The sequence below is a fragment of the Oceaniradius stylonematis genome, from assembly GCF_965223445.1.
Taxonomy (GTDB): Bacteria; Pseudomonadota; Alphaproteobacteria; order Rhizobiales; family Rhizobiaceae; genus Roseitalea; species Roseitalea stylonematis.
In genome coordinates this window covers 2,676,087-2,698,866 of sequence record NZ_OZ244994.1, presented here as the reverse complement: position 1 = coordinate 2,698,866, position 22,780 = coordinate 2,676,087, and the positions used below count along the sequence as shown (strand labels likewise).

23 protein-coding genes and 1 tRNA gene are annotated in these 22,780 nt (G+C 65.2%); 12 read left to right on the top strand and 12 right to left on the bottom strand.

What is annotated here, in order from left to right; translation table 11 throughout:
* The first annotated feature begins 3 nt into the window (after nucleotides 1–3).
* Nucleotides 4–330, top strand: a complete 327-nt coding sequence (locus ACOQOU_RS13290) for a hypothetical protein (protein WP_420578731.1) — start codon at nucleotides 4–6, stop codon at nucleotides 328–330.
* A gap of 2 nt (nucleotides 331–332) precedes the next feature.
* Here the strand turns inward: ACOQOU_RS13290 and ACOQOU_RS13285 are convergent.
* Nucleotides 333–409: transfer RNA gene (locus ACOQOU_RS13285), tRNA-Arg, on the bottom strand.
* Between the two features lie 313 nt (nucleotides 410–722).
* On the opposite strand from ACOQOU_RS13285, the gene ACOQOU_RS13280 reads away from it, so the two are divergent.
* The 4 genes from ACOQOU_RS13280 (at nucleotide 723) to ACOQOU_RS13265 (ending at nucleotide 6,199) form a co-directional block, all read left to right on the top strand.
* Nucleotides 723–1,691 (top strand): TAXI family TRAP transporter solute-binding subunit, encoded by a 969-nt coding sequence (locus ACOQOU_RS13280; RefSeq protein WP_109768712.1) that lies wholly within the window; start codon nucleotides 723–725, stop codon nucleotides 1,689–1,691.
* A 90-nt stretch (nucleotides 1,692–1,781) separates the two neighbouring features.
* Nucleotides 1,782–4,418, top strand: coding sequence for a TRAP transporter permease (locus ACOQOU_RS13275; RefSeq protein WP_306025243.1), 2,637 nt, complete (start codon nucleotides 1,782–1,784; stop codon nucleotides 4,416–4,418).
* 20 nt (nucleotides 4,419–4,438) lie between these two features.
* A complete protein-coding gene (locus ACOQOU_RS13270) occupies nucleotides 4,439–4,870 on the top strand; it encodes a universal stress protein (RefSeq protein WP_109768714.1) in 432 nt (143 codons plus the stop codon).
* A 3-nt stretch (nucleotides 4,871–4,873) separates the two neighbouring features.
* Nucleotides 4,874–6,199, top strand: coding sequence for an aspartate aminotransferase family protein (locus ACOQOU_RS13265; protein ID WP_306025242.1), 1,326 nt, complete (start codon nucleotides 4,874–4,876; stop codon nucleotides 6,197–6,199).
* A 48-nt stretch (nucleotides 6,200–6,247) separates the two neighbouring features.
* Here ACOQOU_RS13265 and guaA read toward each other — a convergent pair whose 3' ends face one another.
* From guaA to ACOQOU_RS13235, 6 genes are all read right to left on the bottom strand, one after another.
* A complete protein-coding gene (guaA, locus tag ACOQOU_RS13260) occupies nucleotides 6,248–7,810 on the bottom strand; it encodes a glutamine-hydrolyzing GMP synthase (RefSeq protein WP_306025241.1) in 1,563 nt (520 codons plus the stop codon).
* The gene (locus tag ACOQOU_RS13255; RefSeq protein ID WP_306025240.1) at nucleotides 7,807–8,241 is read right to left on the bottom strand and encodes a GFA family protein; all 435 of its coding nucleotides are present in this window, start codon (nucleotides 8,239–8,241) and stop codon (nucleotides 7,807–7,809) included. The genes guaA and ACOQOU_RS13255 overlap by 4 nt, the downstream gene beginning before the upstream one ends.
* A 37-nt stretch (nucleotides 8,242–8,278) precedes the next feature.
* Entirely contained in the window at nucleotides 8,279–8,890 is a 612-nt protein-coding gene (locus ACOQOU_RS13250) for a 5'-methylthioadenosine/S-adenosylhomocysteine nucleosidase (protein ID WP_306025239.1), read from the bottom strand.
* Nucleotides 8,891–8,948: 58 nt separating this feature from the next.
* Nucleotides 8,949–9,473, bottom strand: coding sequence for a TspO/MBR family protein (locus ACOQOU_RS13245; protein ID WP_306025238.1), 525 nt, complete (start codon nucleotides 9,471–9,473; stop codon nucleotides 8,949–8,951).
* Nucleotides 9,474–9,559: 86 nt separating this feature from the next.
* Nucleotides 9,560–10,852 carry an RsmB/NOP family class I SAM-dependent RNA methyltransferase gene (locus ACOQOU_RS13240; protein ID WP_306025237.1) on the bottom strand — a complete coding sequence of 431 codons (1,293 nt, stop codon included), beginning with the start codon at nucleotides 10,850–10,852 and terminating at the stop codon, nucleotides 9,560–9,562.
* A 71-nt stretch (nucleotides 10,853–10,923) separates the two neighbouring features.
* Nucleotides 10,924–11,202, bottom strand: coding sequence for a hypothetical protein (locus ACOQOU_RS13235; RefSeq protein ID WP_306025236.1), 279 nt, complete (start codon nucleotides 11,200–11,202; stop codon nucleotides 10,924–10,926).
* 189 nt (nucleotides 11,203–11,391) lie between these two features.
* Between ACOQOU_RS13235 and ACOQOU_RS13230 the strand changes: the two genes are divergently transcribed.
* On the top strand, nucleotides 11,392–12,246 hold the full coding sequence (locus tag ACOQOU_RS13230; RefSeq protein ID WP_420578730.1) for a hypothetical protein: 855 nt from the start codon (nucleotides 11,392–11,394) through the stop codon (nucleotides 12,244–12,246).
* A 45-nt stretch (nucleotides 12,247–12,291) separates the two neighbouring features.
* On the opposite strand, the gene ACOQOU_RS13225 is transcribed toward ACOQOU_RS13230, so the two are convergent.
* Nucleotides 12,292–12,708 (bottom strand): hypothetical protein, encoded by a 417-nt coding sequence (locus ACOQOU_RS13225; protein ID WP_306025234.1) that lies wholly within the window; start codon nucleotides 12,706–12,708, stop codon nucleotides 12,292–12,294.
* 62 nt (nucleotides 12,709–12,770) lie between these two features.
* Here ACOQOU_RS13225 and ACOQOU_RS13220 point away from each other — a divergent pair, with 62 nt between their 5' ends.
* From ACOQOU_RS13220 to ACOQOU_RS13210, 3 genes are all read left to right on the top strand, one after another.
* Complete coding sequence (locus ACOQOU_RS13220; RefSeq protein WP_375566836.1) at nucleotides 12,771–13,559, top strand: hypothetical protein; 789 nt, start codon at nucleotides 12,771–12,773, stop codon at nucleotides 13,557–13,559.
* 123 nt (nucleotides 13,560–13,682) lie between these two features.
* Complete coding sequence (locus tag ACOQOU_RS13215; protein ID WP_306025233.1) at nucleotides 13,683–14,213, top strand: hypothetical protein; 531 nt, start codon at nucleotides 13,683–13,685, stop codon at nucleotides 14,211–14,213.
* A 72-nt stretch (nucleotides 14,214–14,285) separates the two neighbouring features.
* Entirely contained in the window at nucleotides 14,286–15,830 is a 1,545-nt protein-coding gene (locus tag ACOQOU_RS13210; protein WP_306025232.1) for a hypothetical protein, read from the top strand.
* A 5-nt stretch (nucleotides 15,831–15,835) separates the two neighbouring features.
* On the opposite strand, the gene ACOQOU_RS13205 is transcribed toward ACOQOU_RS13210, so the two are convergent.
* Nucleotides 15,836–16,372 carry a hypothetical protein gene (locus ACOQOU_RS13205; RefSeq protein WP_306025231.1) on the bottom strand — a complete coding sequence of 179 codons (537 nt, stop codon included), beginning with the start codon at nucleotides 16,370–16,372 and terminating at the stop codon, nucleotides 15,836–15,838.
* A gap of 8 nt (nucleotides 16,373–16,380) precedes the next feature.
* Nucleotides 16,381–17,883: an IMP dehydrogenase gene (gene guaB, locus ACOQOU_RS13200; protein WP_306025230.1), complete on the bottom strand. Its 1,503-nt coding sequence runs from the start codon at nucleotides 17,881–17,883 to the stop codon at nucleotides 16,381–16,383.
* Nucleotides 17,884–18,040: 157 nt separating this feature from the next.
* Here guaB and ACOQOU_RS13195 point away from each other — a divergent pair, with 157 nt between their 5' ends.
* The 3 genes from ACOQOU_RS13195 to ACOQOU_RS13185 all read left to right on the top strand — a co-directional run bounded on the left by ACOQOU_RS13195 (nucleotide 18,041) and on the right by ACOQOU_RS13185 (nucleotide 20,458).
* Complete coding sequence (locus tag ACOQOU_RS13195) at nucleotides 18,041–18,352, top strand: ArsR/SmtB family transcription factor (protein ID WP_109768728.1); 312 nt, start codon at nucleotides 18,041–18,043, stop codon at nucleotides 18,350–18,352.
* On the top strand, nucleotides 18,349–19,392 hold the full coding sequence (locus ACOQOU_RS13190) for a permease (RefSeq protein ID WP_306025229.1): 1,044 nt from the start codon (nucleotides 18,349–18,351) through the stop codon (nucleotides 19,390–19,392). The genes ACOQOU_RS13195 and ACOQOU_RS13190 overlap by 4 nt, the downstream gene beginning before the upstream one ends.
* Nucleotides 19,393–19,582: 190 nt before the next feature.
* Complete coding sequence (locus tag ACOQOU_RS13185) at nucleotides 19,583–20,458, top strand: hypothetical protein (protein WP_306025228.1); 876 nt, start codon at nucleotides 19,583–19,585, stop codon at nucleotides 20,456–20,458.
* Nucleotides 20,459–20,464: 6 nt separating this feature from the next.
* On the opposite strand, the gene ACOQOU_RS13180 is transcribed toward ACOQOU_RS13185, so the two are convergent.
* Both ACOQOU_RS13180 and ACOQOU_RS13175 read right to left on the bottom strand, forming a co-directional pair.
* Nucleotides 20,465–21,166, bottom strand: coding sequence for an RlmE family RNA methyltransferase (locus tag ACOQOU_RS13180; protein WP_306025227.1), 702 nt, complete (start codon nucleotides 21,164–21,166; stop codon nucleotides 20,465–20,467).
* 10 nt (nucleotides 21,167–21,176) lie between these two features.
* Nucleotides 21,177–22,703, bottom strand: coding sequence for a Ppx/GppA phosphatase family protein (locus ACOQOU_RS13175; protein ID WP_306025226.1), 1,527 nt, complete (start codon nucleotides 22,701–22,703; stop codon nucleotides 21,177–21,179).
* Between the last annotated feature and the right edge of the window lie 77 nt (nucleotides 22,704–22,780).

Below are 22,780 nucleotides of genomic sequence, written 5' to 3'. Positions count from 1 at the left end.
TTCATGATGCCGAACCAGGCCGAGTTCCCAGTTCAGACTTTGGCGCGCAGCATGGGTGTATCACGCAGCGGCTTCTATGCTTGGCAGACGCGAGAACCATCCGCCCGGGATATCGCCGACCGGGAACTGACGGAGCTGATCCGCCAGATCCATGCTGCTTCAGGGAAAGCTATGGTGCGCCACGCATCCACGCTGGACTGGCTGATGCCGGAGTCCATGTCGCTCGCAAGCGTGTCGAACGGAGAACCTGCCACCGGGAGAAGGGGTATTCGAACCCCAAATAATCCTACCATTCAATATGTTAGGAGGTATCGAGATGGGAAAATGTGAAATGGCGCACCCGACAGGATTCGAACCTGTGACCTCTGCCTTCGGAGGGCAGCGCTCTATCCAGCTGAGCTACGGGTGCTTTACCGGCGCGGCTCTGCCATATCAAAGCGCTGCGCATGCGTCCAACGCAAATTGACCAACGGGGCGGCCCGGCTGCCGGACGGCCGCAAGGCGCCGCCCCGGCGGGCACGAGCGAGCGCCACGGCCTGATGTTGGCGCGCCGGCCAAGCCTGGGCCAGGCGGCAGGCCGCATGACGTAACGTGAGGAAAACCGGGGCACAGTCCCGGTAACCGTTTCATCGGCCCGGGCGACTTGACGGCGCATCCGTTATTCGGTGTTGTCTGGGGACCGCCATCGCAAGTGGCGGCCAAGAAAACAGGGAGTTCGCGCAATGAGAAACAAGATGATAGGCGTGCTGGTTGCAACTGCGACAGCGCTCGCAGCCGGCGCAGCCTTTGCGCAGGATAGTTTTATCGCCATCGGTACCGGCGGCGTGACCGGGGTCTACTACCCCACCGGCGGCGCGATCTGCCGGTTGGTCAACCGCGACCGTGCGGAGCATGGCATTCGCTGCGGCGTGGAATCGACCGGCGGCTCGGTCTTCAACATCAACGCGATCCGCAATGGCGAACTGGAATTCGGCGTGGCCCAGTCCGACTGGCAGTTCCATGCCTATAACGGCTCGTCGCGTTTTGAAGAGCAGGGACCGTTCGAAAACCTGCGCGCGGTCTTCTCGGTCCACCCCGAGCCGTTCACCGTGGTCGCGCGGGCCGATGCGGGCATCGAAACCTTCGAGGACCTGCAGGGCAAGCGTGTCAATGTCGGCAATCCCGGTTCCGGCCAGCGCGGCACGATGGAAGTGGTGATGGAAGCCATGGGCTGGACCATGGACGATTTCGCGCTGGCATCGGAACTGCAGGCCGCCGAACAGAGCCAGGCGCTGTGCGACAACAATATCGACGCCATGATCTACACGGTCGGCCACCCGTCCGGTTCGATCCAGGAAGCGACCACGGCCTGTGACAGCGTGCTGGTCGACGTCTCCAACGACGCGGTGAATGGTCTGGTCGAAGAGCGGCCCTATTATCGCACGGCGACCATCCCCGGCGGCATGTATCGCGGCAATGACGAGGACACGACGACCTTCGGCGTCGGCGCAACCTTCGTGACCTCGGCCGACGTGCCCGAGGAGACCGTCTATGTCGTGGTCAAGGCGGTGTTCGAGAACCTCGACCAGTTCAAGGGTCTGCATCCGGCATTTGCCAACCTGACCGCCGAGGAAATGGCCAATGACGGCCTGTCGGCGCCGCTGCATCCGGGTGCCGAGCGCTACTTCCGCGAAGCGGGCCTGATCGAGTGATCACCCCCGTCATGGACTGATTGGTTTCCGCGGCCGGCGCCCGTCGGCCGCGGATTTTGTTTTTGGGATCGATTTTTGCGGGGGCGCGCAATGAGTGAAGCGACCGGTAGCCAAGGCAGGCAATATACCGACGAGGAACTGCAGGATCTGGTGGCCAGTGCCGACAGCGGCGCGCGGGTCCCGATCAACAAGACAGTCGCCGGCCTGATCGCCGGCCTTGCGCTGGTCTGGTCGCTGTTCCAGCTCTGGATCGCGCAGCCTCAATTGTGGTTCGGCGAGTATCTGCCGGTCCTCAACTCGTCGCAAACCCGGCCCATCCACCTGACCTTTGCCGTGGTGCTGGCGTTCCTGGCCTATCCGGCGCTCAAATCCTCGCCACGCCACCATGTTCCCATTCTCGACTGGGTTCTGGCGGCGATTGCGGGGTTTTGTGCCTTCTACGTGTTCTGGTTCTCGGACGAGCTGGCGCTGACCGCCCGCTCCGGCCTGCCGACCCAGGCGCAGGTGATCATCGGCGCGGTGGGCCTTGTCGTCCTGCTCGAAGCCAGCCGGCGCGCGCTCGGCCCGGCGCTGACGGTGGTCGGCTCGCTTTTCCTCGCCTATGCCTATTTCGGGCAAGGCTTGCTGATCCCGGACCTGATCGAGCATGAGGGGCTGTCGTTCACGGCTTTGATCAACGCTCAATGGCTGGATACGGGTGGCGTGTTCGGCATTCCGCTGGGCGTTTCGACGGCGTTCGTCTTCCTCTTCGTCCTGTTCGGCTCGCTGCTCGACAAGGCCGGCGCCGGCAATTACTTCATCAAGCTCGCTTTTGCCGGGCTTGGCCATCTGCGCGGCGGTCCGGCCAAGGCCGCCGTCGTCGGCTCGGCCATGACAGGCGTGATTTCCGGCTCGTCGATCGCCAATGTCGTCACCACCGGCACCTTCACCATCCCGCTGATGAAACGGGTCGGCTTCACCAACGAACAGGCCGGTTCGGTGGAAGTCGCCTCGTCCGTCAACGGGCAGATCATGCCGCCGGTGATGGGCGCAGCCGCGTTCCTGATGGTCGAATTCATCGGCATTCCCTATGTGGAGGTGATCAAGCACGCCTTCATACCGGCGGTGATCTCCTACATCGCGCTCGTCTATATCGTGCATCTGGAAGCGCTGAAAAAGGAAATGCCGGCGCTCGGCGAATCCAAGTCCATGACCGGCATGCTGGCCAAGTTCCTTGCCGGCTTCATCGTTGCCGGCGTCGCCTTCACCGCGCTGATCTACGGCGTCGATGCGCTGGAGACGGCCCTGCCGGACCTGTCGGCGCCGATCATGATGATCGTTCTGGTCGCCCTCTATATCGGCCTGGTCATGGTCGCGTCGCGCCGGCCGGACCTTGAGATCGACGACCCGAACGAGAGCGAATTCAAGCTGCCGACGGTGGGCGAAGTCTATGCGACGGGCCTGCACTATGTGCTGCCGATCGTCGTCCTGATCTGGTTCCTGATGGTCGAGCGCCAGAGCCCGGCCAAGTCGGCCTTCTACGCCACCTCGCTGATGTTGCTGATCATCGTCACGCAACGGCCCCTCAAGACGGTGTTCCGGGGCGAAGGCGGTGAGCTGGTGAACGAGTTCATGGCCGGCCTGGTCGATCTGCGCGAGGGCCTGATCGCCGGCGCCCGCAACATGATCGGCATCGGCGTCGCAACGGCAGCGGCCGGCATCATCGTCGCCACGGTCACCAAGACGCCGATCGGCACGGAACTGGCCGGCCTCGTCGAACAGCTTTCGGGCGGCATTTTGCTGGTCATGCTGGTGCTGATCGCGATCTTCTCGCTGATCCTCGGCATGGGGCTTCCGACCACGGCCAACTATATCGTGGTCTCGTCGCTGATGGCCTCGGTCGTCGTCTCGCTCGGCGCCCAGGAAGGGCTGATCGTGCCGCTGATCGCGGCGCATCTGTTCGTCTTCTATTTCGGCATCATGGCCGATGTGACGCCGCCGGTCGGCCTTGCCAGTTTTGCCGCGGCCGCCGTTTCGGGCGGCGATCCGATCAAGACCGGCTTCACCGCTTTCTTCTACAGCCTGCGGACGGTGGCGCTGCCGTTCCTCTTCATCTTCAACCCGACACTGATCCTTTACGGTGTCGATCTGGGGACATGGGAGGGAATCGCTCAGGCCGTGTTCGTCTTCATAACGGCGACGTTCGCCATGCTGCTTTTCGCAGCGGCGACACAGGGCTATTTCCTCGCCCGGTCGCGCATTTACGAGAGCGCGGCCCTGCTTCTGGTCGCCTTCACCCTGTTTGTGCCCAATGTCTGGCTCAACATGGTGCAGAGCCCCTATCGCGACGTGCCTCCGGTGCAGTTCGAACAGGTGGTCGGCGATGTGGCGGAAGGCGACCGCATCCGACTTCTGGTGCGCGGTCCCGACTTCAACACGGGAGAAACGGCCGAGACGACGCTGGTCATGTATGCCGAAGGCGCAACGGCGGCCGAACGGGTCGCCAATTCGGGCCTGCTGCTGATCCCCGACGGCGACACGGTGCGTATGGACGAGCCGATGTTCGGCACCACCACCGCCGAGAAGCTCGCCGATTTCGATTTCTATTCCGACACGCCGGTGGAACTGGCCTCGGTGCAGGTGCCCAACCAGCGCATGCCGGCGCAGGTCTTCTACATTCCGGCACTGCTCCTGCTTGGCGTGGTCATCATGTTGCAGCGCCGCCGCCAGACCCAGCCGGCCTTTTGACGATTTGAGGATCACGAGCCATGTTCAAGACCGTATTGCTGCCCATCGACCTGTCCGCCGACGCCTCCTGGAAGAAGGCGCTGCCCGCGGCGCTGCGGCTCAGCAAGCCGGAAAACCCGGTATTGCACGTGGTCACCGTCATGCCGGACTTCGGCATGTCGGTGGTCAGCGGCTATTTCGACAAGGATTTCGAGGACAAGGCGCTGCGTGAGGTCGGCGAGAAGCTCACCGAATGGGTGCGCGTCAACGTGCCCGACGATATCGAAGTGCACCCGCACGTCATGCACGGCAGGGTCTACGACCAGATCATCACGGCGGCGAACAAGCTGGGCGTCGATGCCATCGTCATGGCCTCGCATACGCCGGAGCTGAGCGATTATCTGCTCGGGCCGAATTCGGCGCGTGTCGTCCGCCACGCAAAGCAGTCCGTGTTCGTGGTTCGCGGAGAGTGACCGATGACGAGCCGTATCTTCGGGCGGGGGGCCGCCGCCCTGCCCGCCGCCGTACGCGGTGAGGGGTGCTACATCGTCGATGAGGCCGGCCGGCGCTATCTGGACGGATCGGGCGGCGCGGCGGTCTCCTGTCTGGGCCACTCCGATCCCGACGTGCGGGCGGCAATTCACGACCAGCTGGACCGGATCGCTTTCGCGCACACCGGCTTTTTCACATCGAAGGCCGCCGAAGAGCTGGCGGACCGCCTGGTGGCGAACGCGCCGGAGGGAATCGGCAAGGTCTATCTTCTATCCGGCGGATCGGAAGCGGTCGAAGCGGCGATCAAGCTGGCGCGCCAATACTATCTGGAGATCGGCCAGCCCGAGCGGCGCCATCTGATCGCCCGGCGACAGAGCTATCACGGCAACACGCTCGGCGCGCTGGCCGCCGGCGGCAATGCCTGGCGGCGCGAGAAGTACCAGCCGCTTCTGGTCGAGACCCATCATGTCGCGCCGTGCTTTGAGTATCACTTCCGTGAAGAGGGCGAGAGCGCCTTCGATTATGGCCAGCGCGTCGCCAACGAACTGGAAACGGAGATCGAACGGCTCGGAGCAGAGACCGTCATGGCGTTCATCGCCGAGCCGGTCGTCGGCGCGACGGCAGGCGCGGTGCCGGCCGTTGACGGCTATTTCCGGCGCATTCGCGAAATCTGCGACCGTCACGGCGTACTGCTGATCCTCGACGAGGTGATGTGCGGCATGGGCCGGACCGGCACCTTGTTCGCCTGCGAGCAGGACGGGATCGCGCCCGACATCGTGACCTTCGCCAAGGGGCTCGGCGCCGGCTATGCGCCGATTGGCGCGATGCTGTGTTCGGACGAAATCTACGGGGCGATCGCGAGCGGCTCGGGCAGCTTCCAGCACGGGCACACCTATCACGGCCATCCGCTGGCCGCAGCCGCCGGCAAGGCGGTGCTCGATGCCATTCTGGACCGCGACCTGCTGCACCGGGTCCGCGCGCGAGGCGAAGCACTGGAAGCGGCCTTGAATGCGGCCTTCGGCCAGCATCCGCATGTCGGCGACATTCGCGGCCGGGGCCTGTTCCGGGGCATCGAACTGGTCGAGGACCGGGCGACGAAGACAAGCTTTGATCCCGCGCGCAAGCTGCACGCAAAGATCAAAGCGGCGGCGATGGCGGAAGGCCTGATCTGCTACCCGGCCGGTGGCACGGTGGACGGGCGCCGCGGCGACCACGTTCTGCTGGCACCGCCCTTCATCATCACCGAAGACCAGATCGGTGAACTGGTCGGCAAGCTCGGCCGGGCGATCGACACGGCACTGGCCGCTTGATCCGGAATGCCTTCCGAGGAAGGCGCCCGGCCAATCGGCGATTTGGGATCATTCCCACTCGATGGTGCCGGGCGGTTTGGATGTCACATCGTAGACGACGCGGTTGATGCCGCGGACCTCGTTGATGATCCGGGTTGCGGCGTCGGCCAGAAACGTCATGTCGAAATGATAGAAGTCGGCGGTCATGCCGTCGACGGACGTCACGGCGCGCAGCGCGCAGACGAATTCGTAGGTCCGACCATCGCCCATCACGCCGACGGTCTGCACCGGCAGCAGCACGGCGAAGGCCTGCCAGATCGCGTCGTAAAGGCCGGCCTTGCGGATCTCGTCGAGATAGATCGCATCGGCCTGGCGCAGGATGTCGAGCTTGTCGCGCGTCACGCCGCCGGGGCAGCGCAGGGCGAGGCCGGGCCCGGGGAACGGATGGCGGCCGATGAACTGCTCCGGCAGGCCGAGTTCGCGACCGAGCGCGCGCACCTCGTCCTTGAACAATTCGCGCAAGGGCTCGACCAGCTTCATGTTCATGCGCTCGGGCAGGCCGCCGACATTATGGTGGCTCTTGATGGTCACGGACGGACCGCCGGTGAAGGAGACGCTCTCGATCACATCAGGATAAAGCGTCCCTTGCGCAAGGAGATCGGCGCCGCCGAGCTTGGTCGCCTCGGCTTCGAACACGTCGATGAAGAGCCTGCCGATTGTCTTGCGCTTGGTCTCGGGATCGTTTTCGCCTTCGAGCGCGTCGAGGAATGTGTCGGACGCATCCACATGGACGAGCGGGATGTTGTAGTGCTCGCGGAACATGTCGACGACCTGGGCCGCCTCGTTCAGGCGCATCAGCCCGTGATCGACGAGGATACAGGTGAGCTGATCGCCGATCGCCTCGTGGATCAAGAGCGCGGCGACCGAGGAATCGACGCCGCCCGACAGGCCGCAGATGACCTTGCCGTCGCCGACCTGTTCACGGATCGCGGCGATCGCCTGATCCTTGTAGGCGGCCATCGTCCAGTCGCCCTTCAGGCCTGCGATCTTGTGCACGAAGTTGGACAGGAGCTTCGCGCCGTCGGGCGTGTGCACCACTTCGGGGTGGAACTGGACGGCATAGTAGCGGCGCGCCTCGTCGGCGGTGGCAGCCAGCGGCGCATTGGGCGACGAGCCGATCACCTCAAATCCGTCCGGCAGTTGCGTGACACGGTCGCCATGGCTCATCCAGACCTGATGCTGTTCGCCGACACTCCACACGCCCTCGAACAGCGGGCTTGGCGCATCGACGGTCATGAAGGCGCGTCCGAACTCGCGATGATGGCCGCTCTCGACCGAACCGCCCAATTGCGCCGCCATCGTCTGCTGGCCGTAGCAGATGCCGAGAACCGGCAGGCCGGACTGAAAGACGATCTCCGGCGCGCGGGGGCTGCCTTCTTCGGGTACGCTCCCCGGCCCGCCCGACAGGATCACCGCCTTGGGTTTGAGACGCTCAAAGCCCTCTTCGGCCGACTGGAACGGCACGATCTCCGAATAGACGCCGGCCTCGCGCACCCGACGCGCGATGAGCTGCGTCACCTGGGAGCCGAAATCGACGATCAGAACAGTGTCGGGATGGGGCGTGTCGGTCATGTTGTCTCGTCGTCCGTTGGCGCGTACATGGCGAAGATTTCGGCGCCGGTGAGCATCTTGGTTTCGTTGGCGAAGGCGTAAAAGTCCGGGGTCTTGTCGGTGAAGACCTGAAGTGTGAACCGCAACCCGGACTGGTCGTCAAAAAGGCCCACGGCCATCTGGTAATCGTTACTGTCGATGATGCGATAGAACAGGTTCGAGCCGCACTTGGAACAAAAGCCGCGTTCGGCCCAGTCCGACGAGCGGAAGCGCGTGATGTGCTCCTCGCCCTCGAATCGGACGCCGGCGCACTCGATTTCCATGTAAGGCGCCGAACTCCAGCGGCGGCACATGGAGCAATGACACGCGCCCACATGCGGCTTGTTCACCGTTGCGGAAAAGCGCACGGCGCCGCACAGGCAATGGCCCGTGCGCTGGCTGTCATCGCTCATTGGCGTGGTTCCCTTGATCGGTGATCAGGTCCACCGCTTACGCGAACGCGGCACCGCTTTCAATCGCCGCCTCGATCCGGTCGACCGCGCCTGCCAGCTTCTCGTCGATGACGTGAAGATATTGGGTCCAGTCATCGAAATGATGCAGATCGTCGGCGCCGTCGGAAATGCCGCGCAGGCCGACCAGCGGCACATCGAACATCATGCAGGCGCGCAACAAGGCAAAGGTCTCCATGTCGACCATGTCGGCATCGATGGCATCATAGGCCGCACCCGAAACGATGTTGGCGCCCGTCGACAGGCGCTTGGCCGGTATGTCGCCCATGACCGTCAGCGGCAGCTCGGCGGGCAGGTCGAGAAACGGCGTGCGGCCCTTCTCGAAGCCAAGGGGCGAGGCGTCCATGTCGCGGTAACTGACAGAGGCGACCTCGTACACCTCGGCCTGCTCGAGCGTGCGCGAGCCGGCCGAGCCCAGCGAAATGACGATGTGGGGTCTTTCGGACGCCAATGCACGGGTCAGATTGACGGCCGATTCGACCGGTCCGACACCGCACACCAGCGGCGTGAAACGCGCCTGCAGGTGCGGGCCATATTCCGCATCGGCGGCCATGACATAGAGTATCGATCTCGATCCGACTGTCTTGAGCATCGCCTTGCCCGCCTTTCAAGCCACCCTGGCGCGCCGCCTGACGCGATGTCAGCGCCTGTCAGTTCATCCACCAGATGGCGAGATTGATCAAGCCGGCGAAGGTCACCCACGCCATGTAGGGCAACATCAGAAGGGCGGACGTGCGGTCGGGCTTCCAGGTCAACTGGATGAAAAGAAAGGTCAGGGCGCCCATGACGACGATGACCAGAAGTGCAAGGCCGGGCAGCTGCATGCCGAAAAAGGCCGGTGACCACATGAAGTTGGCGGCGAGCTGAAGGAACCAGAGCTGCATGGGCAGGCCGCGATAGCCGCGCAGCCATGTGCGCCAGCCGGCGATGGCGACCATCACGTAAAGCACCGCCCAGACCGGCCCGAACACCCAGTTCGGCGGGTTGAAGAAGGGCTTTTCCAGCGCCTCGTACCAAGGGCCGGGCGCGGTGACGGCGCCGATCAGCGTTCCGCCGCCCAGCGTGAACGCAATGAACAGCACCAGCGAAAGCCAGCGCCCGCCGGGGCCCGACGCCCCGCCCGTGCCGCGATGGTCGCCGCCGGTCAGATCATCAAGGGAATTGGTGTCGGTCACGGTTCAGCTCCGGAATTGCGGCACAACGCACATCGGGCACGTTCGGCCCGGCCATACGCCATCGGCCGGAAGCCCACAACCGCCAATCACCCCTGCCCCTCGCGCTGCATTACCGCAAAGAAGAAGCCGTCGGTCTGCGTCGCGCGCGGCGTCAGCGTGATGCAGTTGAGATCGGCCGACCAGGGCTGCGGCTTGTCGAAGCCGAACAGATCCTGCCAGACCTCGCCCGCCGACAGGAGCGACCAGCCGGCGTGACGGTCGCCGAAGGCGTAGACCTGCGCCTCGTTCTCCTCGGCAAAGACCGAACAGGTGATGTAGCACAGGTAACCGCCGGGCCGGACGAAACGCGTCGCATCGTCGAGGATCGCGCGCTGTTCGGCGACGCGCTTTTCGAGCTGTTGCGGCGTCAGGCGCCATTTGGCGTCCGGATGGCGGCGCCAAGTGCCCGAACCCGAACACGGCGCATCGACGATCACCCGGTCGAACCGGCCTTCCAGCGGCGCCAGATCCGCATCGGCGGCGTGGACCTGCACATTGCGCGTGCCGGCACGCTTGAGCCGGTCGAAGATCGGCGCAAGGCGCTGCTTGTCGGCATCCCAGGCATGCACCTGGCCCTTGTTTTCCATGGCAGCGGCGAGCGCCAGCGTCTTGCCGCCAGCGCCGGCGCACAAATCGAGCACCTGCTCGCCGGCTTGTGCGAACACCAGATCGGCGACGATCTGCGAACCCTCGTCCTGAACCTCGAACCAGCCCTTCTGGAATGCCGGCTCGGCCTGGACGTTGGGCAGGCGCCCTTCCCGGCGCGGCGGCTTGATGCGGATGCCCTGGCGGGCGATGGCAGCGGGTTTGGCGCCCGCCTTGGCCAGCGCCTTGAGCACCTTGTCGCGGTCGGCCTTGAGCGTGTTGACGCGCAGATCGAGCGGTGGGCGCGCCGCGAAGGCCTTGGCTTCCTCGACCCACTCCTCGCCAAAGCTCTCGGCCATCAGGTCGCCGCACCATGGCGCGACATCGGCCTCGACCCAGGGATCGGCAAGCGCCAGTTCGCGCTCCGCGACGGCCTCGAGCCGCGCCAGCGGAATGTCGGGCGCGAACTTGTCGCCGTCGAGCGCTTCGGCGATCTTGTCCGGCGCCATCGCCCATGAGACGGCGAGCGCGCCGAAAGCGAGCGAAGCGGGGCTGTCATCGTCCATCAGGAATGCCAGCGAAGCGCGGCGGCGCAGCGCGTCATAGACCAGATTACCGATCGCCGCGCGGTCGCCCGAACCGGCAAAGCGGTGCGCCCTGCCCCAGTCGGCGAGCGCCACCGAAACGGGTCTTGAATGGGTGTCGATGTCGGCGAGCACGTCGATCGCGGCAGCCAACCGTCCGCCAAGGCGCATGAAATCTGTCTCCGGTCTCAGGGCGTGCGGCGCGGCTTAGCCGATGGCGGGCCGATTGGAAAGCACGTCCCTCAGGCACAGCCGAGACTTTGGCGTTCTTCCCTGACGATGGCGATGTTGCGCTCGATTGTGCCAATGCGATGGTTGATTTCACGCAGTTCGTCGCGAAGTCGCGGCAGGTCGCGGTCGCGCAGTTGTGCCAGGCGCCGCTTCGCTGCTTCCAATTGGACGTGATTGGCGGCGCCGACAATTCCGACCGCGATACGACCCGGCAGGGGCAGGAGCCCGCCAGAGCCCGCCAGAGCCCGGAGCCAGGGCCAAAGCTTCCAGCCGAGCAACTTCGTTTTCATGCTGTGAGATCTCGCCGCGCTTGCGCGTGATCTGGTTGCGTTTGTCGCTGGCATTCAACTCGGCTCGATGGAGGTCGTGGTTAAATTGCCTCAGGTCAGCGTTCAATTCAGCGCAGCGGCGGGACTTGATATCGAGAGTAGGCATTTCCATACTTTCGTTTAACTCATTGTGTCGTCCGCAATATTGGCATGCAGGGAACCGCGTTGGATAAGTTGTACACGTTCGGCCTGTTCTTCATGATCTTCGCGTGGACGCACGGGGCGGCCGTGGCGGAAACGCGGCTCCTTGAGGTCCCCGATTTTTCCGAGTTTCCGGCGCCCGAAGTCCGCGAACTGAGCCATTCTGTCAGCATCAGACTGCTCCACGCAGACGACTATGGGATGGGCATCGACCATGCGGGCTGCGCGGAACGGATCGACATTCTGCTCGATGTCTATGTGGAACGATGGCCGCAGTTCGCGCAGTGGGCGGATGATCCCGACTGGCGGAACTATTGGGCCGATCATTTCGGAAAGACCGTCTATCGCGGCGAGATCGGCTGCCACTTCGTCAATCCCATTGTGGCATTTCTACTCCGGGACGGCACGTATCGCACCGATGTCGAACCGGCCGACCGCATACCGCGCTGGTGCGGCCGCTGGCGGGACGGGCAGCCGACGATCGAAGAGGATCATACGGTCGCCGCGCTCATCGAACTGGCCTTCGAAGACGCCATTCCGGCGGCGGCAAGCGAACTCCATGTGATGTCCCAATCGCACTTCCGGTCCTATGGGCATCTGGTCGCGATGAACCCGGACGTGCTGCTGCTGCTGATGGAGCGGTCGAAAGTGATGGCCGACCGGCGGAACTTCATCTTCGCTTTCAAGCTGAACGAGGAGGATAGCCGCTATGGCATGCTGCACATGGTGCCGGACGCGCGCCGCGCCGCGGTGGAAGAGGCGGCATGGAACGGGGACTGGCGGTCGATCCTTGAGACCACGGGCCCCTGCCGGCCGCGCGATGTGGTGATGCGGGAGGCCGGCCTGCCGCAGCGGCGCTATTGAACGTAGACTTGGCAGGAAGTTCGGGCGGCAATACAAAATCCCACGTCAGCAGCCAAGATCCCTTCGGCGGCGACGCGCGGTATCAATATTGTTCTTGGTCGCGTTGATCCGCTGACGCGTTGTTTTGATTTCGGAATCGAGGATGCCAACGGCGATCTCGGCGCGTCTGATCTTGTCTCGTTCGACGCGGATCGCTGCTGAAACAGCCGCGGACGTCAAAGGAGCGACGATCCGCGCGGTCGGATGTCGAATGTTGGCAGAGCCTTGCGCCGCTCCTCTCATGGCTTCGAGTTGGTTGATGCGGTTCTCGGCTTGCGCAATTTCTCCTCGACGATTGGTTCGACGATTCTTCAGTGCAGATTCCTGCCTTTGCAAGCCGGATAATTCGTCGTTCGAGCGATCAATCGACATTGCAAGGACGCCGCATTCATTGTTTTTTGCTTCGGTTGCTGTAGGTTGCATAATGTAATCCAGTTCATAGAGACAACCAGATGATCTCATGCAACGCAAACCGTTGGATAAACTTGTTCCGATACTTAGTTGGATTCACCATACTGGCCCTATCCCAATCCACTTTGGTCGGCGAGGCAGCTGAAAGCGCCGAAAACCAGCCGCCGCAGTTCTTCCTGCCCTACCCGCTCCAATCCATGTTCGGCATCGACGCGGAGACTTTCGACGCGGTTCGCGAAGCCGAGTATGACGGAGCCGAGCGGGCCTGTGCGGGCAAGGTCGATGCCCATATTGACGGCTATGTCCGCCGCTATCGGGCCTATGCCCCGTTCCGGGACGATCCGGACTGGCGGGCGGCCTGGCTGGAACGCTTTGCGCTGACCACGCTGCGCGAAGAGCTGGGCTGTCATTTCATCGTGCCGCTCCGGCGAACGCTGGAGCGTGCCGAACGGGCGCGGTTCCATTCAGAGGATGACAGCGGCATGCCGGTCTGGTGCGGCCGCTGGTCGGACGATACGGTCGATGCGTCACTCAAGGCAGCCATAGCCGGCCTGGTGCCGCTTGCCTTCGACCATGGCATGCCCTCCGCCGAGATCATCTTCACATCCAGAACGGCATCAGCGAACGAAACCGGGCGCTACGCCACGATCCATATGAACCCGGACGTGGCCCTTTTTCTGGTGGAACGCGTCGTCTTGCTCGCGGCGCCTGAATTCGGCGTCCATCCCACGCAATTCGCCGACGCGGAAGGGCGTGCGCGGCTGCGGCTCGATGCGGTTTCACCCGAACGAAGGGCGGAGGTGATGGCGGCGGTGGAGACGGGCGACTACCAGTCGATCCTGGACACGACGGAACCGTGTTAGCCGCGCGAGGATTTTCCGCCCTCAATCGATGCGCAGTGACCGGCGCTTGCCGGGCCGGGTTTCGGGCTTAGGTGAATGAGGATCAGGCCGCCCTCGGCGCCTCACACCGACCGGTTGCCCACCATGCCAAACGACTCACTGCCATCCCTCGCCCTGTCCGTGCGCCAGCCATGGGCATGGGCGATTATCCATGGCGGCAAGGACATCGAGAACCGCACCGCCGGTTCGATCCGCGCCGGAGGGATGGATTGCCAGCGTATCTGCATCCATGCAGCCTCGGGCATGCGCCAGTCCGAACATCGCTGGGCCGTCCATAAGCTTGCCAAGGTTGGCGTGAGAGCGCCGGCGCCCGACGCATTGGTGCGCAGCGCCATCATCGGCACGGTGGACGTGATCGACATCGTCGCCGAAAGCGACAGCCCGTGGTTCGACGGGCCGTGCGGGCTGGTCCTCGACAATCCCGAAGCGATCGTGCCCATCCCGGCCAAAGGGGCGCTGGGCTATTTCGCCTGGGAACGGGCGGGCGCGGTCGCGCCCACCCTGCCCTGGATGACCGGCTGGGGCCGGGCCGGGGGCGATGATGCCACGCTGGCGCTGTTCGACGATCTGCCGACCGGCTTCAAGACGCCGCCGGCAAAACCGTTCAAGCGCTGACCGGTACCGCTTAAGCCCTTGGCAAGCACTGGGCGGGCACAATGGGCCGACCGCGATCAAGGCCACCGCCCCATGTCCGACATCATTCATCACGGCCCAACGGCCGCTCCATCGACCGCGACGCGGCCCGTCGCGCCCGGGCGCATCATGGCCGGGTTCGGCGCGCTGGCACTGCTGATCGCCGGGCTGATGCTGGCGCTGGCCGCACCCAAGCTGCTCAACGATCCCGACACGCTGTGGCACATCGCTCTGGGGCGGGACATTCTGGCCACCGGCGTCTTCCCCGTCGCCGACAGCTATTCGCACACCTTCGCCGGCGAACCGTGGATCGCCAAACAATGGCTCTCCGGCGTGCTGCTGGCACTGGCGCACATGGCCGCCGGCTGGACCGGCGTGGTGGCGCTGACGATCGGCGCGCTGCTGGCGACGATGGCGATCGTGCACCGGGCGCTGGCGCGGCATCTTAACCCGGTCGCGGCACTGCTGCTTGGCGTCTGGTTCTTTGCCATGGCGAGCAGCACGTTTCTGGCGCGACCGCATGCGCTGGCCTTGCCCGTGGTGGTCTGGTTCATCATCCACGTGTGGGACGCGGCCGCACGCCGGACGGCGCCGCGCTGGGCGGCGCTCGGCGCAATGGCGCTGTGGGCCAACATGCATGGCGGCTTCACACTCGGCTTCGTCGCCGCCGCCGCCGCGTTCGCCCATTTCATTATGAACGATCCATTGTGGCCGCGTTGGCGCAAGTGGACACCGGCGCTGATCTGGCGGCATCGCACGGTGCGCCGCTGGATCGTCTTTCTGGCGCTTCTGCCGGTCGTGGCATGCATCCATCCCTATGGGTGGCAGTCGATCGCCTCGACCTTCGTGATCGCCGACAATCCGGCCCTCGCCCATATTCGCGAATGGCGGTCCTATGCGTTTGGCGAGGACAGGGTGCAGACGCTGCATCTGGTCGCGGCGTTCGTGCTGCTGCTGACGACGGGCCTGCGCACATCGTTGGCCAAGGCGGTGTTCATCGCCTTCCTCATCTATCTGAGCCTGGCGCATATCCGGTTCGTCACGCTTTTGCATCTGCTGCCCGCCGCTCTTCTTGCCGGTGAGATCGCGCGCGCCTTTCCGGCCCTGTCGCTTGACCGTTGGCGCGAAAAACAGGTGCGCGACGGGCTGGAAACGCTGGCCGGCCGTCATCCCCGAGCGCTTATGGCGGCGGCGGTTGCCGGCGTCGTGCTGGCCATGGTGCCCTCGGTCGCAAACGACCGTCTCTCACCGGCGGCGCGCACCTATCCCTCCGCGGCGCTCGAGGCGGTGCGCGATGCGGGGATCGCCGGCAATGTGCTGAACGGCTACGGGTTCGGCGGCGCGCTGATCTTCCATGGCATTCCCACCTTCATCGACGGGCGGGCCGACCGCCTGTTCGACAATGGCGCGTTCATTGCCGCGCATTTCCAGGAAGCGGGCGATGCGGATGCACTGGCTGCAACGCTTGTCGATCACGGGATCGGCTGGACGCTGCTGCCGCAAGGCGATCCGGCGATCGCGTTGCTCGATGCGCGCGAGGACTGGGTACGCCTTCACACCGACGAGCATACCGTGGTGCATGTGCCGGCCGGCTCCTGAGGCGATCAGGTGCGGCGTGCGTGCCGCGACGCAGCCAGGCGGAACACGAACAGCGCGCCCAGCGCCAGCGCGACGAACGCCCATTTGAGCAGCGTGTAGGCGCTCGCAAGCCCGACCGATGCGTCGTTGACCGGCACGGCACCGGTGAGCATGTCGGCGACGAGGCCGTTCTCGAGCACATCGAACAGGCCGTAGGGCGCGACCAGCGCAAGCGGCACGGCGATCTGCGTCCAGCGCGGCAGATGCCTGTAGCGCGGCAATCGGCGGAGCGTCTCGCGCATCGCAAAGACGACGGCGGCCATCATCAGCCATGGAAAGACGAAGTCCGCAAAGCGCGAATGCCAACGCAGGAAGGCAGCCTGCCCGTCGGCGCCGAGCGCTGCCTGCCAAGCCGCGAAATCATCGGCGGCATAGCCCCAGGGGCGCGAATCGGGCGCCCGCAATCCGCCGGTCATCGGCTCGAACCAGAACACGTGCATGCCCGCCATGGCAGCGAACCAGACGATGGCGAGCGCGATCAGCGCCTTGGTCTGAATGGACATGGCGGCGGTCAGTTGCCGCCCGGATAGTTCGGGCTTTCGCGGGTGATGGAGACGCCGTGGGTATGGCTTTCGCGCAGGCCCGAATTGGTGATGCGCACGAATGCAGCTCGCTCATGCAGATCCTTGAGCGTCGCCGATCCGGTATAGCCCATCGCCGCGCGCAAACCGCCGGCGAGCTGGTGCAGCACGCCCGAGACGGGGCCCTTGTAGGGCACCTGACCCTCGATGCCCTCGGGCACCAGCTTGAGCGTGTCGCGCACTTCGGCCTGGAAATAGCGGTCGGCCGAGCCGCGCGCCATCGCGCCGACCGAGCCCATGCCGCGATAGGCCTTGTAGGAGCGGCCCTGGTGCAGATAGACCTCGCCCGGGCTTTCGTCCGTGCCGGCCAGAACCGAGCCGACCATCGCCGCCGAAGCGCCGGCGGCCAGCGCCTTGGCCAGATCGCCCGACAGCTTGATGCCGCCATCGGCGATCACGGGAATGTCCTGTTTTTGCGCTTCTTCGGACGCGGCCATCACGGCGGCCAGCTGCGGCATTCCGACGCCGGCCACCATGCGCGTCGTGCAGATCGATCCGGGCCCGATGCCGACCTTGACCGCGTCGGCACCGGCGTCGATCAACGCCCTGGTACCGTCGGCGGTCGCCACATTGCCGGCGATGATCCGCACCGCGTTCGAGCGCTTCTTGACCTCGCCGACCGCATCGAGCACGCGGCGCGAATGGCCATGGGCGGTGTCGACCACGATCACGTCGACGCCCGCCTCGGTCAGCCGGTCGGCCCTGTCGAGCGCATCGGCGCCGACGCTGACGGCCGCGCCGACGCGCAGGCGTCCCTGCGCATCCTTGGCAGCATGAGGGTTGAGCTGCGCCTTCTCCATGTCCTTGACGGTGATGAGGCCGACGCAGAACCCTTTTTCGTCGATTACCAGCAGCTTTTCGATCCGGTGGGTGTGCAACAGCCGCTTGGCTTCGTCCTGGCCGACATTTTCGCGCACCGTCACCAGGTTTTCGCGCGTCATCAGCTCATAGACCTTCTGGCCCGGGTCATCGGCAAAGCGGACATCGCGGTTGGTCAGGATGCCGACCAGACGGCCCGGCCTCTGGCTGCCGATGCCGGCGTCTTCGACGACCGGAATGCCGGAAATGCGGTGCGCGCGCATCAGCGCCTTGGCGTCGGCGAGCGTCGCGTCGGGACCGATCACGACGGGATTGACCACCATGCCGCTTTCGAATTTCTTGACCTGGCGGACCTCCTCGGCCTGCTCCTCGGGGTTGAGGTTGCGGTGGATGATGCCGATGCCGCCGGCCTGGGCCATGGCGATGGCAAGGCGCGATTCGGTCACCGTGTCCATCGCCGCAGACAGGATCGGCAGGGACAGTTCAATGTCCCGGGCGATGCGCGTGGTGATGTCGGTCTGCGCCGGCATGATCTCGGAGGCGCCGGGCTGCAGAAGCACGTCGTCGAACGTCAGCGCATAGGCGCCGCTCGCTGTATCAATGATCTTGGCCATCGTTGGGGTCCTGGATTGGGGCGCGGAAAGGCGCGCCGCCCGGTCACGTTGGCAGTGGGCCGTAACACGGCTTGAGGGCGATCAAAAGACCCTTGGCACGGATTGACACCGCTTTCATCTCTATATAACTAGATTTCTAGTTTTATAGGAGAACACCATGGACATAGAGCGCGCCGCGCAAGGCTTTGCCGCCATCGGTTCTGAACCGCGGCTGGAAGTGCTGCTGGCGCTGGTCAAGGCCGGCCCGGACGGCTTGACGGTCGGCGACATTCAGGCGCGTTCGGGGATGGCCGCATCGACGCTCGCCCATCATCTGCGCTTTCTGGCGTCGGGCGGGCTGATCTCCCAGGAAAAGCAGGGTCGCTCCGTCATCAACCGCGCCGAATTCGACCATCTGGAAGAGTTGGGCGCCTATCTGCTGCGCGAATGCTGTGCCGACAGCGCCGCCGGGAAGGAAGAAGCGGCATGACAACGCTCGATACCGCTCAGGAGGCTCGACCAGGCCGGACGACAAACCCGCTATCGGTGCTGGCGACGCCGTGGACCGTCGTGGTCGCGGTGCCGCTGATCATCTCGATCCTCGATCCGGAGCGTTTCGAAGCGATCGTCGGCTTTGCGGCGGGCGCGTTTCTGAGCACACTGCCCTATATCGCGTTCGCCGTGATCCTGATCGCATGGCTGAAGGCCGCCGGCGCCGAGGCGAGCATCGGCCGGGCGTTCGAGGGCCGCGAAAACCGCGCCATCGTGCTCGCCGCCCTGTTCGGCGGGCTGGCGCCCTTCTGCTCGTGCGAAGTGATCCCCTTCATTGCCGGCCTTCTGGCGGTTGGAGCGCCTTTGTCGGCGATCATGGCCTTCTGGCTGGCGTCGCCGCTGATCGACCCGCCGACGCTTCTGATCACCGCCGCCGCGCTCGGCTGGCCCTATGCGATCGGCAAGGCGGTTGCCGCGGTCGGCATCGGTCTGGCCGGCGGCTATGCGGTCAAGGCGCTGACGGCGGGCGGGTTGTTCAAAGACGTTGCGCGCGGCGCCATCAAGCGCGGCTGCGGCTGCGGCCCCTCGCCCTTCGATGGCCGCCCGGTCTGGCGCTTCTGGGCCGAGGGCCAGCGCATCGACAATTTCAGTGCCGAACTGCGCGCCAACGCCGCCTTTCTGGCGCAATGGCTGGCGCTCGCCTATGTGCTCGAAGCGCTGCTGGTGACCTATGTGCCCGCTTCGCTGATCGCCGGGCTTGTCGGCGGCGAGGGGCTCGGCCCGATCGTCATCTCGGCGCTGGTCGGCATGCCGGCATACCTCAACTCCTATGTCGCGCCGGCCCTGCTGGCAGGGCTGACCGAACAGGGCATGAGCCCGGGCGCGGCGATGGCGTTTCTGGTGGCCGGCGCGGTCAGCTCGATCCCCGCCATGGCGGCGGTCTGGTCGCTGGTGCGCGCGCCGGTGTTTGCGACCTACCTGGCGCTGGGCGTCACCGGCGCGATCGTCTCGGGCATCGTCTTTCAGATGGTGGTGTGAGAGAGCCATGGAACGGCAGATGACCGCCGATGGCGCGAGCGGCCATGACTTTGCGCCGGTCCCCGGTCACGGCACAGCCGCCGAAGGCACGCGCCAGGCCGCCCGCGTCTGATTGTACCGGCCGGCCTGACATCGCCCTGTCGCACGCAATGCGCTATGCTGAGGCGTCATTTCGGGTGAGGAGGATGACATGGGCGAAGACGTCAGTTTGCCGGAGCCGGTCCAGGAGGTCTTTGACGAGATCGAACGGATCAAGAAGAAGATCGAGAAGCTGGGCGAGATCGACGCGCCCGCCGCCTTGATCGCCACGCTGAACGATGCGCTGAAAAACGCCATCAATGCGGTCAACGAGCATCTGGGAACCGAGGCCAAAAAAGAAATCGGCGCGCTGGGTGGCATGGCGCAGCTCGTCGGTCAGGGCCTTGTTGCCGATGGCGCGGTCGAGAAAAACGAAGACCTTGAGGACCTCGGCGAGGTCGACGATGAAAAGAAGAAGATCGCCGAAAAGCTCAAGGTTGCCCGCAAGCACCGCGATGGCGTTGAAGACGAAAACGACATCCGGCAGGTCGAAAAGGGCGTCGATGAACTGGACGACGCCATTCGCGAAGCCGCCATCGAGGCGGCCAAGCGCGAACTCGATGCGCTGAAGAAGAAGATCGACAAGATCAAGAAGGGCGAACCGGACAAGGACAAAGGCAAGGGACCGGGCGCCAAGCCGACCCCGCCCAAGCCAGACGACAAGAAGAAGGATGGCGGGGGCGGCAAGCCCGACGAAAAGAAGGACGACAAGGACGAGGACAAGAAGAAGGAAATCAAAGCGCCCAAGGTTCACACAATCTATGTGCGCGACCAGACCACCGTCTGGGCGTGGAACCCGAGGACAGGTGAATGGGTGCCGATGGATTTCGGCGGTGAGATCGTCGAGGTCAAGCTGATCAAGGGCGGCATCCTTGCCTTCAGCGCCGAGCGCGCCGCGATCTATGACAGCTATGTCGGCATCTGGCTCGAAGCGCTCGATGTTCCGGGCGGGGAGTTGGTCAAAGGCGATGCCAAGACGGACGACTAAGGCCGGTCAGGAAGCGTCGGGGCGGCCCTTGAAGCCCTTCGCCAACAAATAGAGCTCAACCGACTCCGCCCGGCTGGCGGGCGGCTTGATGTGCATCACCTGCGCGAAACTGGCCTTCAGCCGGTCGAGCAGCGCCTTTTCGGTGCCGCCCTGGAACGTCTTGGTCAGGAAGTGCCCGCCGGGCCTGAGCACCTCCATGGCGAACTCGGCGGCGACTTCGACCAGATACATGGTGCGCATGTGGTCGGTCTTGCGGTGGCCGACGGTGGGCGCGGCCATGTCGGACAGCACGATGTCGGGTGCGCCGTCGAGCGCCGCCATCAGCCTGTCGGGTGCATCGTCGTCGAGAAAGTCCATTTCGAGGATGGTCACGCCCGGCACCGGGTCCATGCCCAGATAATCGATCGCGGCGACAAGCGGTTTTTCGGGCGTCGAGCCGGTGCGTTCGACGGCGACCTGGCACCAGCCGCCGGGCGCCGCGCCCAGATCGATCACACGCTTGCCCGGACCCAGAAGCCCGTGCTTGTCGTCGATCTCGACGAGCTTGTAGGCGGCGCGCGAGCGCATGCCCTCGCGCTTGGCGCGCTGCACATAGGGGTCGTTGAGCTGTCGCTCGATCCAGCGGCGCGAGGACGGTTTGAGCTTCTGCTTGCGCCGCACATGCTGGTTGATCGACCGGCCGCCGGGCTTTGCCGATTTGCGTTTCATGGCCGCCCCCTCATCGCCGCTCGCCCGGCCCGCCGGCGGGGCGCGGCTTGGGCGCCGTGTCAGGCCGTCCGCGCCGGTGATGGCCGCGGCGCCAGACGCCGTCGGCGGCCATCATCTCGGTCAGAAGGCCCTCGCGCAGGCCGCGATCGGCCACCCGCAGGCGTTGCGCCGGCCAGACATTGCGGATCGCCTGCAGAATCGCACAGCCGGCCAGCACGAGATCGGCGCGGTCGCGCCCGATGCACGGGTTGGCGACGCGCTCGTCGAACGACCAGGACAGGATCCGGTCGTTGATGCGGTCGACCTCGTGGTCGCGCATCCAGAGGCCATCGACACGCCGGCGGTCGTAGCGGGCAAGGCCCAGATGAATTCCAGCCAGCGTCGTCACCGTGCCCGAGGTGCCGATCAGGTGGAACGCGTCGTCGGAGACGCCGTTGCCGCCACGCCGATGTTTTTCGGCGAACTCGCCCAGAAGCGCCTCGGCATGGGCGACCATCGCCGAAAAGCTCTCGGCATCCACATGGGTGCCGCCGAAACGCTCGGCCATGGTGACGACACCGACCGGCAGCGACGTCCATGCGACGATGTTGTCGGAGAGGTTGCGGCGGCCGGCATGGGGCAGATCGATGACGGCAATCTCCGACGATCCGCCGCCAATGTCGAACAGCACGGTCGAGCGCGCCGACCGGTCGACCAGAGATCCGCAGCCCGCAACCGCCAGACGTGCCTCGGTCTCGCGGTCGACGACTTCCAGCTTCAACCCGGTCTGGTCGCGGACGCGATCAAGAAATTCGGCGCCGTTTTCGGCCGAGCGGCAGGCCTCGGTGGCGATCAGGCGGGTGCGGCCGATCGGCCGGGCGGTCAGCTTGTCGCGGCAGACGGCGAGCGCGCCGACCGCGCGGTCCATCGCCTCGTCCGAGAGGCGGCCCGACGCGCCCAGCCCCTCGCCCAGACGCACGATGCGCGAGAACGCATCGACCACGCGGAACGACCAGGGCTTGGTCGGCACGGCAACCAGAAGGCGGCAATTGTTGGTGCCAAGATCGAGCGCGGCATAGGCGGTGGGCGCCTCGCGTTCCCGGCGGATGGCGGGCGCCGGCGGCGACGGCTTGTCCTTGCGCTGGCCGCACGGCGTTCCGTGCTGGCCGGCTGTCGTCGCCATGGCGTTATTGTCGGATCGGGTGGCATTGCGCTTGCGGCGGCCGCGCCGGCGCTTGCCGCGACCGGCTACCGGCTTTTCGTCGGCCGCGCCGGCCGCACGGTCACGCCCATCGTCGGGCGTGGTGTCCGGTGCGGCGCTTTTCGCCGCGCCATTGCGGTCGCTGCGGCGGCGGCGGCGTCCGCGTTTGGAGGGCCGTTTGGCGAACGGATCGTGATCGTCCGGGCGGGCGGCCTCGTGGCTCGGCGACGTTTCCCGGTTGCCGTCAGGCTTTGATGTGGCGGAGCGCGGCGCCGCATGGGCGCCCGTCTCGACAGGGCCGTCACCGGGTCCATCGGCGGCTGTCTCGCCACGGACATGGGGGCCTGAGTGGGACACGTCAGTGTCCGGACCAGGCTTGGTCACATCATTTCTCCCGCGCGGCGCAGCCTTGGGGCGCAGCTCGCGCGCTGTGT